A 16,266-nucleotide genomic window follows, 5' to 3' on the forward strand; every position below is an offset into this window, starting at 1 on the left:
GAGGTTGATAGGTTGGAGGTGTAAGCATGGTAACATGTTCAGCTGACCAATACTAATAGATCGAGGGCTTGACCAAAAAAGATTGATAAGATTTGCAACTTGTGTTCAGTTTTGAAGGTGTAATACCTTAATAAAAGAAAGATTTCCGGTGATGATGCGCCTAGGGGACACACCCGTTCCCATTCCGAACACGACGGTTAAGACCTAGGCGGTCGATGGTACTTGGTGGGCAGCTGCCTGGGAGAGTAGATGGTCGCCGGAATCCAATTCAGATAGAATCGCAAATGCGGTTCTATTTTTTGCTGTTTTTAAAGAAAAATCGGCATAAAAAGAAGAAATCCTTCCTTATTAAATTAAAGTGGATTTCTTCTTCTTTTTTATTGTGATTTGTTTAGTTTGCTGCTATATTTCTTGCAACATGCACGCCGCTTGCGGAGGCATGAGAAAGAGAATGGGTGATGCCGCTGCCATCGCCGATGATATACAGCCCATCATAGCGGCTCATAAGCTGTTCATTAACTGCAACCTCCATATTATAGAATTTTACTTCTACACCATAGAGGAGGGTATCATCATTTGCTGTGCCGGGCGCAACCTTATCGAGTGCATAAATCATTTCGATAATGCCATCCAACAGGCGTTTGGGCAGAACAAGACTCAAATCACCAGGGGTTGCATTCAATGTAGGTGTAACGAAGGATTCCTCTATACGCTTTGGTGTGGAACGTCGTCCACGAATCAAATCGCCGAAGCGCTGCACAATTACACCGCCGCCCAGCATATTGCTCAGGCGGGCAATGGATTCGCCATAGCCGTTGGAATCCTTGAATGGCTCAGAAAAATGCTTGGCAACCAACAAAGCAAAGTTTGTGTTGCCTGTTTGCAGGACAGGGTCTTCATAGCTATGCCCGTTTACAGTGATAATGCCGTTTGTGTTTTCATTTACAACAGCACCCTTGGGGTTCATGCAGAAGGTACGCACCTTATCTCCGTATTTCTGGGTGCGGTATACGATTTTACTTTCGTAAAGCTCATCGGTCAGATGAGAAAAAACCTCCGCGGGCAGTTCCACGCGCACACCAAGGTCAACGCGGTTGGATTTTGTGGGGATTTCCAGTTCATTACAAATGCGTTCCATCCACTTACTGCCGCTGCGTCCAACGGAAATGATACATTTTTCGCAGGAAAAGCTTTCCTCTGCACAATTTACCGCATAGCCATTTTCCAGAATGGTGACGGAATTGACGGGTGTATCGAAGAAGAAATCTACCTTATCCTTCAGATGTGCATAAAGATTTTCCAGAACAATATAATTTATATCCGTACCCAAATGACGCACAGATGCGTCCAGAAGGTGCAGGTCATTCTGGATACAAAGCTTTTTGAACTTTGTGCCGGCGGTGGAGTACAGCTTTGTGCCTGCACCGCCATAACGCATATTGATGGTGTCAACATACTGCATTAAATCCAGAGCGCGTTTTTTGCCGATATATTCATATAAAGTACCGCCGAAATCGTTGGTGATGTTATATTTCCCATCGGAAAAAGCACCTGCACCGCCAAAGCCGCTCATGATGCTGCAGCTTTTACAGCTGATACAGCTTTTGATTTTATCCCCATCAATGGGACAGTGGCGTTTATCGAGCGCATGACCTGCCTCGAAAACAGCAACCCTCATCGTGGGCTTTTGCTGCATCAGTTCATAAGCAGCAAAGATACCACCGGGACCTGCGCCGATAATAATGACATCATAATTCATTCCTTTTCCTCCATTATCTCTCATTATCTTTTATTCTCTCTTATTTATAGCCGGATTGTCGTCCAATCCTCGCAGTTCCATACCTCAGTCACCACATCCTGATAAAATTCCGGTTCGTGGCAGATGAGCAGGATACTGCCCTTATATGCCTGCAAAGCACGCTTTAATTCTTCCTTTGCATCCACATCCAAATGGTTGGTTGGCTCATCCAGCAGAAGAACATTGGTTTCGTTGTTGATGAGCTTGCAAAGGCGAACCTTTGCCTGCTCGCCGCCGCTGAGTACCTTCACCATGCTTTCGATATGCTTTGTGGTCAGGCCACATTTTGCCAGAGCGGAACGCACCTCATATTGCGTAAACGAAGGAAATTCCTTCCAGATTTCATCAATACAGGTGACATTTTCGGTGTATTTCTTTTCCTGCTCAAAATAGCCGGTATAAAGATAATCCCCCAGTTCCGTTTTGCCGCTGAGAGGTGGGATTTCGCCGAGGATGCTTTTCAGCAGAGTGGTTTTCCCAATCCCGTTTGCACCTACAAGCGCAATTTTCTGTCCGCGTTCCATGGAAAGGGTGAGAGGTCTGGAAAGGGGTTTATCATATCCAATCACCAAATCCTCTGTCTGGAAAATGTATCTGCCTGCGGCACGCGCCTCTTTGAAGCTGAATTCCGGCTTGGGCTTTTCCTTCGCCAATTCGATAACATCCATTTTATCCAGCTTTTTCTGACGGGACATTGCCATATTTCTTGTGGAAACACGCGCTTTATTGCGGGCAACGAAGTCCTTTAGGTCATCGATTTCCTGCTGCTGCTTACGGTATGCCGCCTCAAGCTGCGCCTTTTTCATGGCATAGACCTCCTGGAATTTATCATAATCCCCGACATAGCGTGTCAGCTCTGCATTTTCTACATGGTAAATCAGATTGACCACGCTGTTAAGGAAGGGAATATCATGCGAAATAAGGATGAAGGCGTTTTCGTATTCAATCAGATAGCGTTTCAGCCATTCGATATGATTTTCGTCCAGATAGTTGGTCGGCTCATCCAGAAGAAGAATATCCGGTTTTTCCAGAAGCAGCTTACCCATTAAAACCTTGGTTCTCTGTCCGCCCGAAAGCTCTGTGACATCTCTGTCCATGCCGATATCCGCAAGACCGAGGGCACGTCCGATTTCGTCCACCTTGGAATCAATGATATAAAAATCATGATGCTCCAGAGTTTCCTGTATACTACCCGTTTCCTCCATCAGAAATTCCATGCGCTCTGCGTCAGCCTCCGCCATTTCGGCATAGTAGGCGTTCATCTGCGCCTCAAGGTCAAAAAGATAGCCGAAGGCAGATTGCAGAACGTCTCGGATGGTCTGTCCCTGTTCCAGAACGGTATGCTGATCTAAATAGCCCACACGGACATTTTTGCTCCATTCGATTTTGCCCTCATCAGGCATCAGCTTTCCTGTGATAATATTCATAAATGTGGATTTCCCTTCGCCATTTGCCCCAACAAAGCCGACGTGCTCCCCCTTCAGAAGGCGGAAGGATACGTCTGTGAAGATGGCTCTGTCACCAAAGCCGTGGCTGAGCTTTACTACATTTAAAATACTCATGTATCGTTCTCCTTATGCTCTTTCCTTTAGTAATTGTTCCAGAATTTTTGCCGCGCCAAAGTGATTGCAGTCCTCCGCAATCATATCCGCCGCAGCCTTGATGTGTGCCTCGCCGTTTGCCATGGCAACGCCAATGCCCGCAAATTCCAGCATGGGCAAATCGTTATCGCTGTCTCCCATGGCAAGCACATGCTCCGCTTCGATGCCAAGCAGGGCACAAAGCGTTTCCAATGCCTTCGCCTTGGTGGCAAGGGGAGAGGTGATTTCAATATTTTCCGGTGTAGATGCGGTAACGGAGCAAAGACCGAGTGCCCGCAGCTCCGCCCAGACCTGCTTTCGCAAGTCCATATCCCGAAAAATCAGATTGATATTTTCCAAAATGGCATGGCTTTTCTGCATTTTCTCCCAGAAATTTTCTACAGGGGTGCGGCTGTTCAGAATATAGCGCACATGGCTTTCCGTCAGCCCGTAGGGGGAAAGATTTTCATAGACGCTTTTCGCAATATACGCCTTGCCATGGATAAAATATTCCGTGATGACAGGCAGACGCTTGGCAATGGGAATCACTGCATCGACTGCATTGGGCGAAAGATTATTTTCAATGATGGCTTTTTTTTCCACTGCGTCATAAATCGCCGCGCCGTTGCTGGTGATAACATAGCGCAGAAAGGGCAGTGCCTTGATTGCCTGTGGCACTGTGCTGAAGGGTCTGCCTGTGGCAGGCACAAAATAAATGCCCTGTTCGTTCATCTGTTCCAACGCATGATATAAGCGAGGGGTAATTTCCTTATTTTTATCGAGAAGGGTGCCATCCAGATCAGAGGCAACCAGCTTTATGTATTTCATAGTATCACCTGCCCATTCTATCTATTCTATCAGATAAAGGAACACGCTACAATAAAAAGGAAGTGACTTTTTGAAAGAAAATTTCGTTTGAGGGTTCTGTCTGTATTTCTCTGGAAAAAGGCAGGCAGATATGATATGCTAACAGCAGAAGCGGAGGAGAAACGGAGGGATTTACATGGTTTTTACGCCATTTAGGCTGAGAGAGTTGGAATTGAAAAATCGTTGGATTATGCTTGCCATGCACACAGGCTTTGCGACAGGCAATGCGCTGACAGAGCGTGACTATGCCTTCTATGAGGAGCGGGCAAAGGGCGGCGCGGCGGCAGTGACGGTGTTGCTTGCTGTGAATGAAGCAGGGGCACTTAAGGGAATGTATGACGCGGAAACGGTAGAGAAGGAAAGCCTGCGGACACTTGCGGAACGCGTCCACGCGCACGATTGCAGGCTGATTGTGCAGCTGTTCCACTGCGGACGAAACGAAAGCGCGAAGAACCACGGCGAAAAGCCCTTGCTTGCGCCTTCTGCGGTGGCTTCGCCTATTTTCAGGGCAGAGCCGCAGGAAATGACGGCAGAGGAATTAGCCAAAACAAAGGCGGCGTTTGCCAATGCGGCGGCATTGTGCAAGGAAATCGGCGCGGATATCGTAGAGGTGAGCGCATCGGCAGGGTATCTGCTTTCGGAATTTTTCTCTCCGTTGACAAATCAGAGAACGGATGTATATGGCTATCAGACAGAAAACGGCATGACCTATCCATTGGAGGTTCTGGCGGCAGTGCGTGCGGCAGTAGGGGATTTCCCAATACTGGTAAAGGTTTCTGCGGCGCAGATGGTAGAGGGCGGCTATGAGCTGACAGATACGCTGCGTTTCTGCAAAAAGGCAGAGGATGCAGGGACGATTGATGGTGTGACGGTAACGGGCGGCTGGCATGAATCTCCGGTGGAGCAGATTTCCTATCATGTTTCCAAGGGGGGATATGCGCCGTTTGCAGGCGCTTTGAAGAAATATCTTTCTGTGCCTGTGATTGCTTGCAATCGGATTCATGATGCGGAAACGGCGGAACGGATTTTGTCGCAGGGTCTCTGTGATTTCTGCGGTACGGCAAGGGCATTTCTGGCAGATGCGGCATTTGCCAATCGCTTGCAGGCAGGCAAGCCCTATCTGCCCTGCCAGAGCTGCAATAAGTGTATTGCGGCAGTGCTGAAGGGGAAGGAGCTTTTCTGCGCCTTCAACCCCGAAGCAGGGAATGAAGCCTTTGAGCATCAGAGAAGAAAGATTGCAACCAGAAAGGAATGTATCGTCATCGGCGGCGGTCCTGCCGGCATGGAAGCGGCGAAAAAATCCGCAGAGCGCGGCTTTGTCACAACACTGCTGTGCAGGGAAAAGGAGCTTGGCGGTCAGCTGCGGCTGGCAGCATTACCTCCGAAAAAGGAGGGTCTGCTGGATTATATTGCCTACATGAAAGCAACCCTTGCGGAGCTAGGCGTTACCGTTTTGACAGAAACAGAAGCAACGCTTGATTTTATTAAAGAAAGAAAACCGTATTTTACAGTTGTGGCAACAGGCAGTCAACCCGAAAAGCAGCCAATTGAAGGCTTGTCTGATGAAAAATATTTTACGGCGCAGGAAATCTTGCAGATGCCGGAAGAAAAAATTGCGGAAATGCTTCAAGGAACTGTGGCAATTCTGGGCGGCGGCGCAGTTGGTTTGGAAACGGCAGCATTTCTGGCGCAGCGTCTGCCGGAGGGCGCAGCGGAATTCGGGATTAAGATTATCGAGCAGAAGGAAAAAATGGGCATGGACATGGGCGCAATGGCGCGTCCGCTGTTAAATGAATTGAAGAAAAAGAATGTCAGCTTTTTGACAACTACCACCGCAACGCTGATGGATGGCAGCAAGCTGTATGTCAAAATCGGCGAAATGACGCTGTTTGTTTCCGCGGATACAGTTATCTGGGCAGGCGGCGGCGAGCCTGTTGTGGATACGGAGCTGACCATGTGGCTGATGGATGAGCGGATGAGCTATGCCGTTGTGGGGGATGCAAATGAAATCGGCGATGGTGGCACAGCAATCAAAGATGCGTATGAATTGTACACACATTTGTACCTTGCATGACAAGATTTGTGTATATTGTATTTTTTCGAGATATTGATGAAATATTTTTCGGCAGATATTGCCAAGAGAAAAACATTGTGCTATATTTAGTACAAGTGTTAAATAATTGCCAAGAAATCAGGGAAAATCGCAGTACATTCTCGTTGGCAATGAAAAAAATACTGAGAAATATCACCATTTTTCTTGGAAAGGAAGCGGAAAGTTATGGATTTTATCAAAAGAACATGGGCAGAAATTGACTTGGATGCACTGGATTACAACATCAAGAGCATCAAATCCAAAATGGAACCCGAGCATAAGGTTATGGGTATTGTAAAGGCGGATGCGTATGGTCATGGTGACGGCTTTGTAGCACGCAAGCTGCAGGCAGGCGGCTTCGACTGGTTCGGCGTTTCCAACATCGAAGAAGGTATGAGCCTGAGAAACGAAGGCATCACAAAACCCATTCTGGTTCTGGGCTATACACCCGCAAGCTGCGTAGAAATTCTTTGCCAGCAGAGCATCACAAACGCAATTGTTGGGATTGAACATGCAAGAAGCCTGCAGGAAGCAGCGGCAGCAGCAAATGTTGTTGTAGAAGGTCATATTAAACTGGATACAGGTATGACTCGTGTTGGTTTCCAGACAGATGATGCAGACTTCGATCAGTCCCTGAAGGATATCATTGAAGTAAGCAAAATGCCCAACGTAAAGATTACAGGTATCTTTACACACCATGCAGTTGCTGACTCCTACACAGGTGATAACCCCGATTTCACAAGAATGCAGTTTGCTCGCTTCGATAAAATGGTAACAGCTTTGCAGGATGCAGGCGTACATGTTGGTCTCCGCCACTGTGCAAACAGCGCAACCACAATCGCTTATCCCGAAAGACATATTGATATGTGCCGTTCCGGTATCATTACATACGGTATGCTGCCCTCTAGCGAATGCGAAGGCATGATTGATTTGAAGCCTTTGATGACAGTAAAATCCACAATCGGTCTGGTAAAGCATGTTCCCGCAGGCTCTCAGCTTTCCTACGGCAGAACCTATACAGCGGAAACAGACAGAAGAATTGCTACCATCCCTATTGGCTATGCAGATGGTTACAACAGAGCATTGTCCAACAAGGCGAAAATGATTGTTCATGGTAAATATGCACCCGTTGTTGGTCGTGTCTGCATGGATCAGCTGATGATTGACGTTACAGATATTCCCGAAGCAAAAATGGGGGATGAAGTTATCGTTGTTGGTACAGACGGTGATAAGCACTTCACATTCGATGATATGGCTGCAATCCTTGGCACAATCAACTATGAACTGCCCTGCGTATTGACAAAGCGTGTTCCCCGTGTTTATAAAGAAAACGGCGAAATCGTTGGTATCGTAGACCATGTTCTGCATCAGTACAGATAAGAAAAATTGAAATAAAAGAGGAGCGGTTTTTGCCGCTCCTTTTTTGAGTTGAAGGATTTTTCGGTTGAAAAAAGACATCCCATCGTAAAGACGGGATGTCAATTTTTTTGTCTGATAAAGCTGTAGGCTTACAGCTTTGCAATGACCGCGTCCGCAAATTCCTCTGTGCTTGCGGTGCCGCCCATATCCTGCGTCAGTGTTTTCCCTTCGGAAATGACATCGGTTACGGCTTTTTCGATTGCCGCTGCCGCTTTTGCCTCGCCCAAATGTGCCAGCATCAGGGAAGCGGAAAGGATGCAGGCAGTCGGGTTGATTTTGTGCTGTCCTGCAATATCGGGAGCAGAGCCATGAATAGGCTCGAAAATTGCACCGTCCTTACCGATATTTGCGCTAGGGGTCAGACCAAGACCGCCAACCAGACCTGCACACAAGTCGGAAACGATATCGCCGTAAAGGTTGGGGCAGACCAGAACATCATATTCCTCAGGGTGCATCACCAGACGCATACACATGGCATCGACAATGCTGTCTGTAAATTCGATTTGCGGATATTCCTTTGCAATCTCTCTTGCAACATCCAGAAACAGACCGTCTGTGCATTTCATGATGTTTGCCTTATGTACGGCTGTTACTTTTTTTCTTCCTTCTCTTACGGCATATTCAAAGGCGTAACGGCAGATGCGCTCGCAGCCCTTTCTGGTAATCAGCTTGATGCTTTCCGCCGCATCCTCGCCAACCATGTGTTCAATCCCTGCATACAGGTCTTCTGTATTTTCGCGCACGATAACAAGGTCAATATGATCATATCTTGTGATTACGCCGGGATAGGTTTTGGCAGGGCGCACGTTTGCATAAAGGTCAAAAGTTTTGCGCAGTGCTACGTTTACGCTGCGGAAGCCCTTGCCGACAGGGGTCGTAATAGGCCCTTTCAGCGCAACACCGTTCTTGCGGATGGAATCAATGACATGGTCGGGCAGGGGCGTGCCGTATTTTTCAATCATGGCTGCGCCTGCTTCCATTTCATCCCATTCAATGGCAACGCCGGTTGCCTCTACAACGCGCTTCGCTGCTGCAACAACCTCAGGGCCGCTGCCGTCCCCGGGGATAAGAGTTACTTTATGTGCCATATTATTTTGCCTCCTTTGTATAGTTCAGCAGACCGCCTGCGAGCAGAATGTCGCACTGTCTTGCGGAAATATTCAGTCTTGTGGGGATTTCTTCGCCGGTACGCACCAGTGTTACCATTACGTTCTGTCCCTCTACTGCGCCTTTGATCTGGTCTGCGGCATATTTGATGACAAATTCGTCCCCAAGGCGGATGTTGTCATAGTCCCATTCGTTTACGAATACCAGAGGCAGGATACCGTTGTTAATCAGGTTTGCCATGTGGATACGCGCGAAGGATTTTGCGATAACACCCTTTACGCCAAGCTGCAGGGGAGCCAGTGCCGCATGCTCGCGGCTGGAGCCCTGCCCGTAGTTCTGCCCTGCAATGATAAAGCCGCCGCCTGCCGCCTTTGCTCTTGCGGGGAATTCAGGGTCGCAGGGGGTCAGGCAGTAATCTGCCAGATAGGGTACGTTGGAACGGAAGGGCAGAAGCTTCGCGTTGGAGGGCATGATGTGGTCTGTTGTGATATTGTCCTCTACCTTAATCAGCGCGCCGCCCTTGATTTCCTTGGGTACCTTTGTGTTTTTGGGGAAGGGCTGAATATTGGGGCCTCTGACAACCTTTACACATTCGCCTTCGGGTGCAGGAGGAATGATGAGGTTATCGTTTACCATGAAATGCTCAGGCATGGAAACCAGAGGGGCTTCTCCCAGTGTATGGGGATCTGTCACAACGCCTGCCAGCGCGGATGCAACGGCTGTTTCGGGGCTGACGATATAAACCTGTGCGGATTTTGTCCCGCTTCTGCCTTCAAAGTTTCTGTTGATGGTACGCAGGGAAATCGCATTCGTTGCAGGAGCCTGTCCCATGCCGATGCAGGGGCCGCAGCCACATTCCAGAATACGCGCGCCTGCGGAAATAATATCTGCCAGTGCGCCGTTTGCCGCCAGCATATTCATCACCTGCTTGGAGCCGGGTGCGATAACCAGACTGACATCGGGATGAACGGATTTGCCCTTTAAGAGTGCCGCAACCGTCATCATATCGGTATAAGAGGAATTGGTGCAGGAGCCAATCGCAACCTGATCCACCTTCAGACCTGCAACATCCTTTACCTGCTTGATATTATCGGGGGAATGAGGGCAGGCAACCAGAGGTGCGATTTCATCCAGAGCAATCGTTACTTCCTCATCATAGGTCGCATCTGCGTCAGCGGAAAGCTCGATCCAATCCTCACCGCGTCCCTGCGCGTCAAGGAATCTTTTTGTCACCTCGTCAGAAGGGAATACGGATGTGGTTGCGCCCAGCTCTGCGCCCATGTTTGTGATGGTTGCTCTCTGGGGAACGGAAAGTGTTTTTACGCCTTCGCCTGCATATTCCATCACCTTGCCGACACCGCCTTTAACGGACAGGCGGCGCAACACCTCAAGAATAACGTCCTTCGCGGTTACCCAAGGGGAAAGCTTGCCTGTCAGGTTCACGCGGCAAACCTTGGGCATAGCCAGATAATACGCACCGCCGCCCATTGCAACGGCTACATCCAGACCGCCTGCGCCAATCGCAAGCATCCCGATGCCGCCGCCTGTAGGGGTGTGGCTGTCGGAGCCAAGTAGGGTTTTGCCGGGCTTGCCGAAGCGCTCCAGATGCACCTGATGACAGATGCCGTTGCCGGGCTTGGAGAAATAAATCCCATGCTTGCTTGTCACTGTCTGAATATATTTATGGTCATCTGCGTTTTCAAAGCCTGTCTGCAGGGTGTTGTGGTCGATGTAAGCAACAGATTTCTCTGTTTTGACACGGGGAATCCCAATGGCTTCAAACTGCAGATACGCCATGGTGCCTGTGGAGTCCTGTGTCAGTGTCTGGTCGATTTTGATGGCGATTTCCTTCCCTGCCACCATTTCACCGGATACCAGATGGTTTTTAATCAGTTTTTCGGTAATATTCATTCCCATATTCTCTTCCTCCTAAGAAAACTGTTTGATGAAATTCTATTTTTTTAACAAATCCTTTTTACAGAAGCCCTGCCTGCTTTGCCAGCTCCGGCAGAAGCGCGCATGTGGCTGCCTCCATCTCTTCCTCACTGATGAAGGTCATACGCCCGTCGCTGTACTGCTTATCTACCCATTCCTTGAGGATAGCGGTGCGAGGGTCATTCTTGCTGATTTTGCTTTCGCCCTCCAGATGCAATGTCTGGTTCAGCCAGTATGCAACGCCGGCAAGACCGGAGTTTTTGTTGACCTCTACGCTGAGGGGGCGGTTCAGCAGCTTTGCTGTATTGAAGATGTTATAAATTTCCTCATCCTTCGCAACGCCGTCTGCGTGAATACCGGCTCTGGTTACATTAAAGTCACGCCCGACGAAGGGGGTGCGAGGGGGGATTTTATAGCCAAGCTCTTTTTCATAAAATTCTGCGATTTCCGTAATCACGGTAGGGTCCATGCCATCTAATGTTCCTCTCAAGGAAGCATATTCCATTACCATTGCTTCGAGAGGGGTGTTGCCTGTGCGTTCCCCGATGCCCAAGAGAGAGCAGTTTACGGAGGAACAGCCATACAGCCATGCCGTTGTGGAATTGACAACCGCCTTATAGAAATCGTTATGCCCATGCCATTCCAGTAATTCGGAAGGGATCTGCGCAAAGTGGTTTACACCATAAATGATACCGCCGACAGAACGGGGCAGGGTAGCACCGGGGTAAGGCACGCCGTAGCCCATCGTATCACAGAAGCGGATTTTTACGGGCAGCTGATATTTATCCATCAGCTTTTTCAGCTCCGTTGCAAAGGGAACCACGCAGCCATAGAAATCGGCTCTTGTGACATCCTCAAAATGACAGCGAGGGGTAATGCCCATATCCAGAGCAGCCTCTACAATTTCCAGATAGCCGTCGATTGCCTGCTTTCTGGTTTTGTGCAGCTTATTGAAAATATGATAGTCGGAGCAGGAAACCAGAATCCCACATTCGGGCATCCCCATTTCCTTGACCAGCTTAAAGTCCTCCTTTGTGGCACGAATCCATCCTGTGATTTCGGGGAATTCATAGCCCAGCTCGCGGCATGCTTCGATCGCCCTGCGGTCATTTTCGCTATACAGGAAAAATTCGCACTGTCTGATTTTGCCCTTGGGGCCGCCTAAGCGGTGCAGCATATCATACAGCGTTGCGATCTGCTTTGCCGTATAGGGAGCGCGAGACTGCTGTCCGTCACGGAAGGTGGTATCTGTCAGCCAGATTTCCTCAGGCACATTCATGGGTACCTGACGGTAGTTGAACGTAACCTTCGGCACTTCGTCATAGCTGTAGTTATCACGATACAGGTTGGGCTCAGGAATATCCTGAAGGCTGTATTTATAGCGTCTGAGTTCCAAAAGATTGGTTTTGTCGTTATAAGTGATCAAAGTTCTCACTCCTTCTATCTGGATTTGTTTATCATACAAAAACAAGTGCTTTGCACGATGTTTTATATTTATAGAATATATCAATCATAGTGCCGTCTGTCAAGAGAAAACGATAAAAAAATTGAATATATGACAAAATGATGAAAAATCATGTTTTATTTGAATCTACAAGGTTTTTTAAAAAATACAATAAAAATTTTTCTATAGAAAACAATAAATTATTTCGATATATTAGTTTTTGTCCTAGAAAATAATTCGGAAATTCTATAGATAAATTATGATAGATTTTCTGTTTTTGCAAGAAAGCCGTTGATTTTGCGTGAAAAATAGGGAGACCTGTGCTATACTCAGAAAAGATAGGAGTGAGGTGTATGATTGAGCGATTTCCCGTTTGGGCACCCGGGGAGCATGGCATGGAGCGGCGGAGGGTTTATATCTACCTGCCCGATGAATATTACGAGAAGCCCAAGCGACAGTATCCTGTTTTATACATGTTTGATGGGCATAATGTTTTTTATGATGAAGATGCTACCTACGGCAAAAGCTGGGGGATGGAGCAGTATTTGCAGAAAAGCGGCAGAAAGCTGATGGTGGTTGCGCTGGAATCGAGCCGCGCGCCTGATTATGGCAGACTAAAGGAATATGCCCCTTTTTCGTTTACCACAGAGGAAACGGGCGGAATTATAGGCAACGGGGATATCACTATGGATTGGATTGTCCAAGTTCTCAAGCGGACAGTAGATACCCAGTACCGCACCAAGGCAGACCGCAGGCATACCTTTCTGGCAGGCTCCTCTATGGGAGGACTGATGACACTTTATGGGCTTCTGGCGTATCCGGAGGTCTTTTCGCGCGGCGCGGCACTTTCGCCTTCACTCTGGATTGATGCGGAAAAGGTCAAGGCGATGATTCGGCATGCCAGAGTGAAACGAAATACTGTGCTTTATATGGATTACGGCGCACTGGAATTTGCCGATCATCCGCACAGCCGCAGTCTCTTTGCGGAAGTCAGTGCATTGCTGATAGAAAAGCGTGTTCTGCTCAATAGTCGTATTGTTCCGCGGGGAACACACTGCGAAGCAAGCTGGGAAAAGCAGATTCCGTTTTTTATGAAAACGCTGTTTGAATAAGGCGCAATCCGAACAAAAGATAACAGGAGGGATGTTCTATGAAAAATTTTGTATTTCTTTCCCCGAATTTCCCAACAAATTATTGGAAATTCTGTAAAGAGCTGAAGGAAAACGGCATGCGCGTACTGGGCATTGGCGATGAACCGTATGAGCAGCTGGATGAGAATGTGAAAAACAGCCTGCACGAATATTACAAGGTTGGCAGTCTGGAAAATTATGATGAGGTCTATCGTGCGGTTGCCTTTTTTGCCTTCAAATACGGGCGGATTGACTGGCTGGAAAGCAATAACGAATACTGGCTGGAGCAGGATGCTAAGCTGCGGACGGATTTCAATATCACCACAGGCTTTCAGGTGCAGGATATGCCGCGGATGAAATATAAATCCAAAATGAAGGAAGCATACAGAGAGGCAGGGCTTGCAGTCGCGCGCTATACCCTTGTGGAAAGCATGGAGGGCTGCCGCCGCTTTGTTGCCGAGGCCGGCTATCCCGTTGTGGCAAAGCCGGATAACGGCGTGGGTGCCTCCCATAATTTCAAGATTACGAATGACGAGGAGCTTGCGGCGTTCTATAAGCAGCGTCACGAAGGGGTTGTCTATATCATGGAGGAGTTTGTCAATGGTGAGGTCTGCTCCTATGATGCCATTATTGATTCCAAGGGGAATATTCTTTTTGAAACGGGCAACGTAACCCCCGGCTCCATCATGGATATGGTCAACCAAAGCGATGACTGCAAATTCTATATCGTGAAGGATTTGCCTGAGGACACCAAACGGGCAGGGCGCGCCACGGTGAAAGCCTTTGGCGTGAAAAGCCGCTTTGTGCATTTTGAATTTTTCCGTCTGCGTCAGGACCAGAAGGGATTAGGCAGGAGGGGCGAAATTATGGCGCTTGAGGTCAATATGCGTCCCTGCGGCGGCTTTGGTCCCGATATGATGGACTATGCAAACAGTACGGATGTCTATAAAATCTGGGCGGATATGATTGCCTTCGACCGCTCCACAAAGTCGGAGGGAGCGCATGCGTTCTGCGCCTATGTCGGCAGAAGGGATGGCAAGCAGTATCAGCTCAGCCACGAAGAAATCCTCTCGCACTATGGGGATGCTGTCCGTATGTCCGGTCGCCTGCCGGATGCGCTGAGTGTTGCCATGGGCAATCAGTTCTATATGGCAACCTTCCCCGAAATGGCGGAGGTAGAAGCATTTTTTGCCGCAGTCTCGGCATTGGTGTAAAATTTTTTGATACGCATAAATAAAAAACGCCGTGAGAGAAGATTGTTCTCTGATACGGCGTTTTTGTTGTTTATTCGGAAATTCATCTGACAGGAATGGAAATCTCCATCAGAAATTTTTCATAGAATTTCCATGAACCTCATGCGCTCTCTGCTGCCGGATTTTTCCCTCGGCAAAATTTCAGATAGAAAAGGATGCAGAGCATTACGGAAAGCAGAGAACCGCCTGCCGAAGCCAGCCCCATCGGGAACAGCGTATCGGGGAAGAGCATGGAAGCAAGATAGGACCCCGGTACACGCACAAGCAAAACCGAACTGATGTTGTGCAGGAAGGAAAGAACCGACTTGCCGCAGGCGCAGAAATAGCCGCTGAAGCTAAAATGAATCCCTGCAAAAACGCAGTCGAGGATATAGCTGCGCAGGTATTGTCCGCCGAAGCGAATGACCTCTGCGCCGCCTGCCGCCTGTCGGTCGGTAAAGAGTGCGACAAGCTGTTCCGCGCAGAGCTGTACCCCGATGCAGACGCAAAGCCCGAAGCCAACGGTAATGCAGATGGCATAGCGTAGGGTCTGTACAGCGCGTTCCGGCTTGCCTGCCCCGATGTTCTGCGCCCCCAGTGCCGAAACGGTGGAAAGCATGGAAGAGGGGACAAGGAACACAAACCCGATGATTTTTTCTACAATCCCGACTGCCGCAGCATCGTTCAGCCCTCTGCGGTTTGCAATAATCGTAATCACGATAAACGCAATCTGAATTAGCCCGTCCTGCAAAGCAACAGGTACACCAATCTGCAAAATCTGCCCCACAACAGAGCGGCGCGGATGAAAATCCCCTTTGGAAAGAGAAATGCTTTTCCGCCTCAGAATCATAAACAGAGAAACCGCCACGCTGATGGTCTGCGCGAGGGTTGTGCCGAGTGCCGCACCGGCAGGGCCGAAGCCAAGCGCGCCAATGAAAAGATAATCCAGCATGATATTTGCCGCACATGCAATCGCAATGAAATACATCGGGCTTTTGCTGTCACCCATGCCACGGAAAATGGAGCTGATGATGTTATATGCCGTAATAAAGGGAATCCCCAGAAAGCAAATGGTCAGATATGCAACTGTGCCGTCTACCGCCTCCGCAGGGGTGGACATTACACCGACAATCGGGCGCACCAGAAGCAGCAGCACGACCGTCAGCACAATGGAAAGCCCAAAAAAGAGCGTCACAGTGTTGCCGACGTTTTCTGAAACCTGCTTATGGTTTCTGCCGCCCACTGCGCGCGCAATGCTGACGGTTGTCCCCATCGCAAGCCCTATGAGCATAACGGTCAGCATGTGCATCACCTGCGAGCCGATGGAAACGGCGGTTGTGCTAGCAACCCCGTCAAATTGCCCGATGATGAATAAATCTGCCATGCCGTAAAGCGTCTGTAAGAAATAAGAAAGCAGATAGGGCAGGGAGAATATGAGTATATTTTTACCGACATTGCCGGTGGTAAGGTTTCTTTCCATAGGGAACTCCTTTCGTTGCTTTAAAAAATCTTTTGTACATGGTATATGCTTTTGTAAAAATACATAAAATTTATATGTTTACATTAAACGCTACAACTACTGCAGAGTCAAGAGTTTTTTGCCAAAAACAGGGTTCAAAAGAAAAAGAGCCTTCCGATTTTGTGTTTAATCAGAAGGTTCTT

The 16,266-nt window shown here is 48.4% G+C and carries 11 protein-coding genes and 2 rRNA genes; 6 read left to right on the forward strand and 7 right to left on the reverse strand.

Translation table 11 applies throughout. From position 1 onward, the window contains the following. Both GPK49_RS01915 and rrf read left to right on the forward strand, forming a co-directional pair. Nucleotides 1-76 (forward strand): 23S ribosomal RNA (locus GPK49_RS01915); the annotation flags it as partial. A gap of 68 nt (nucleotides 77-144) precedes the next feature. Beyond that, nucleotides 145-262: ribosomal RNA gene (gene rrf, locus GPK49_RS01920) — 5S ribosomal RNA — on the forward strand. A 129-nt stretch (nucleotides 263-391) separates the two neighbouring features. Here the strand turns inward: rrf and GPK49_RS01925 are convergent. The 3 genes from GPK49_RS01925 to GPK49_RS01935 are packed head-to-tail and all read right to left on the reverse strand — an operon-like array spanning nucleotide 392 to nucleotide 4,206. Next, nucleotides 392-1,759, reverse strand: coding sequence for an FAD-dependent protein (locus GPK49_RS01925; protein WP_215676566.1), 1,368 nt, complete (start codon nucleotides 1,757-1,759; stop codon nucleotides 392-394). 44 nt (nucleotides 1,760-1,803) lie between these two features. Then, nucleotides 1,804-3,360, reverse strand: coding sequence for an ABC-F family ATP-binding cassette domain-containing protein (locus tag GPK49_RS01930; RefSeq protein WP_215676567.1), 1,557 nt, complete (start codon nucleotides 3,358-3,360; stop codon nucleotides 1,804-1,806). Nucleotides 3,361-3,372: 12 nt separating this feature from the next. Further along, nucleotides 3,373-4,206, reverse strand: coding sequence for a Cof-type HAD-IIB family hydrolase (locus GPK49_RS01935; protein WP_016408085.1), 834 nt, complete (start codon nucleotides 4,204-4,206; stop codon nucleotides 3,373-3,375). A 175-nt stretch (nucleotides 4,207-4,381) separates the two neighbouring features. Here GPK49_RS01935 and GPK49_RS01940 point away from each other — a divergent pair, with 175 nt between their 5' ends. Beyond that, nucleotides 4,382-6,319 carry an oxidoreductase gene (locus tag GPK49_RS01940; RefSeq protein WP_215676568.1) on the forward strand — a complete coding sequence of 646 codons (1,938 nt, stop codon included), beginning with the start codon at nucleotides 4,382-4,384 and terminating at the stop codon, nucleotides 6,317-6,319. A 204-nt stretch (nucleotides 6,320-6,523) separates the two neighbouring features. Then, a complete protein-coding gene (gene alr, locus GPK49_RS01945) occupies nucleotides 6,524-7,717 on the forward strand; it encodes an alanine racemase (RefSeq protein ID WP_016408087.1) in 1,194 nt (397 codons plus the stop codon). A gap of 128 nt (nucleotides 7,718-7,845) precedes the next feature. Here alr and GPK49_RS01950 read toward each other — a convergent pair whose 3' ends face one another. Genes GPK49_RS01950 through GPK49_RS01960 form a run of 3 tightly spaced genes read right to left on the reverse strand, consistent with a single transcriptional unit; the run spans nucleotide 7,846 to nucleotide 12,224 of the window. Then, nucleotides 7,846-8,844, reverse strand: coding sequence for an isocitrate/isopropylmalate dehydrogenase family protein (locus GPK49_RS01950; RefSeq protein WP_016408088.1), 999 nt, complete (start codon nucleotides 8,842-8,844; stop codon nucleotides 7,846-7,848). Between the two features lies 1 nt (nucleotide 8,845). Continuing rightward, nucleotides 8,846-10,780 carry an aconitate hydratase gene (locus tag GPK49_RS01955; RefSeq protein WP_215676569.1) on the reverse strand — a complete coding sequence of 645 codons (1,935 nt, stop codon included), beginning with the start codon at nucleotides 10,778-10,780 and terminating at the stop codon, nucleotides 8,846-8,848. 58 nt (nucleotides 10,781-10,838) lie between these two features. After that, a complete protein-coding gene (locus tag GPK49_RS01960) occupies nucleotides 10,839-12,224 on the reverse strand; it encodes a pyruvate carboxyltransferase (protein WP_016408090.1) in 1,386 nt (461 codons plus the stop codon). 371 nt (nucleotides 12,225-12,595) lie between these two features. Here GPK49_RS01960 and GPK49_RS01965 point away from each other — a divergent pair, with 371 nt between their 5' ends. Both GPK49_RS01965 and GPK49_RS01970 read left to right on the forward strand, forming a co-directional pair. Beyond that, entirely contained in the window at nucleotides 12,596-13,354 is a 759-nt protein-coding gene (locus GPK49_RS01965) for an alpha/beta hydrolase (protein ID WP_215676570.1), read from the forward strand. A gap of 38 nt (nucleotides 13,355-13,392) precedes the next feature. After that, entirely contained in the window at nucleotides 13,393-14,586 is a 1,194-nt protein-coding gene (locus GPK49_RS01970) for an ATP-grasp domain-containing protein (RefSeq protein WP_215676571.1), read from the forward strand. A gap of 139 nt (nucleotides 14,587-14,725) precedes the next feature. Here GPK49_RS01970 and GPK49_RS01975 read toward each other — a convergent pair whose 3' ends face one another. Then, nucleotides 14,726-16,084, reverse strand: coding sequence for an MATE family efflux transporter (locus GPK49_RS01975; protein ID WP_215676572.1), 1,359 nt, complete (start codon nucleotides 16,082-16,084; stop codon nucleotides 14,726-14,728). Between the last annotated feature and the right edge of the window lie 182 nt (nucleotides 16,085-16,266).

Source organism: Clostridium sp. MCC345 (assembly GCF_018785345.1).
GTDB lineage: Bacteria > Bacillota > Clostridia > Lachnospirales > Anaerotignaceae > Anaerotignum_A > Anaerotignum_A faecicola.

Coding starts and splice junctions, on each gene's coding strand:
- GPK49_RS01925 (WP_215676566.1), bottom strand. CDS start 1,759: ATGAATTATGATGTCATTATTATCGGCGCAGGTCCCGGTGGTATCTTT.
- GPK49_RS01930 (WP_215676567.1), bottom strand. CDS start 3,360: ATGAGTATTTTAAATGTAGTAAAGCTCAGCCACGGCTTTGGTGACAGA.
- GPK49_RS01935 (WP_016408085.1), bottom strand. CDS start 4,206: ATGAAATACATAAAGCTGGTTGCCTCTGATCTGGATGGCACCCTTCTC.
- GPK49_RS01940 (WP_215676568.1), top strand. CDS start 4,382: ATGGTTTTTACGCCATTTAGGCTGAGAGAGTTGGAATTGAAAAATCGT.
- alr (WP_016408087.1), top strand. CDS start 6,524: ATGGATTTTATCAAAAGAACATGGGCAGAAATTGACTTGGATGCACTG.
- GPK49_RS01950 (WP_016408088.1), bottom strand. CDS start 8,844: ATGGCACATAAAGTAACTCTTATCCCCGGGGACGGCAGCGGCCCTGAG.
- GPK49_RS01955 (WP_215676569.1), bottom strand. CDS start 10,780: ATGGGAATGAATATTACCGAAAAACTGATTAAAAACCATCTGGTATCC.
- GPK49_RS01965 (WP_215676570.1), top strand. CDS start 12,596: ATGATTGAGCGATTTCCCGTTTGGGCACCCGGGGAGCATGGCATGGAG.
- GPK49_RS01970 (WP_215676571.1), top strand. CDS start 13,393: ATGAAAAATTTTGTATTTCTTTCCCCGAATTTCCCAACAAATTATTGG.
- GPK49_RS01975 (WP_215676572.1), bottom strand. CDS start 16,084: ATGGAAAGAAACCTTACCACCGGCAATGTCGGTAAAAATATACTCATA.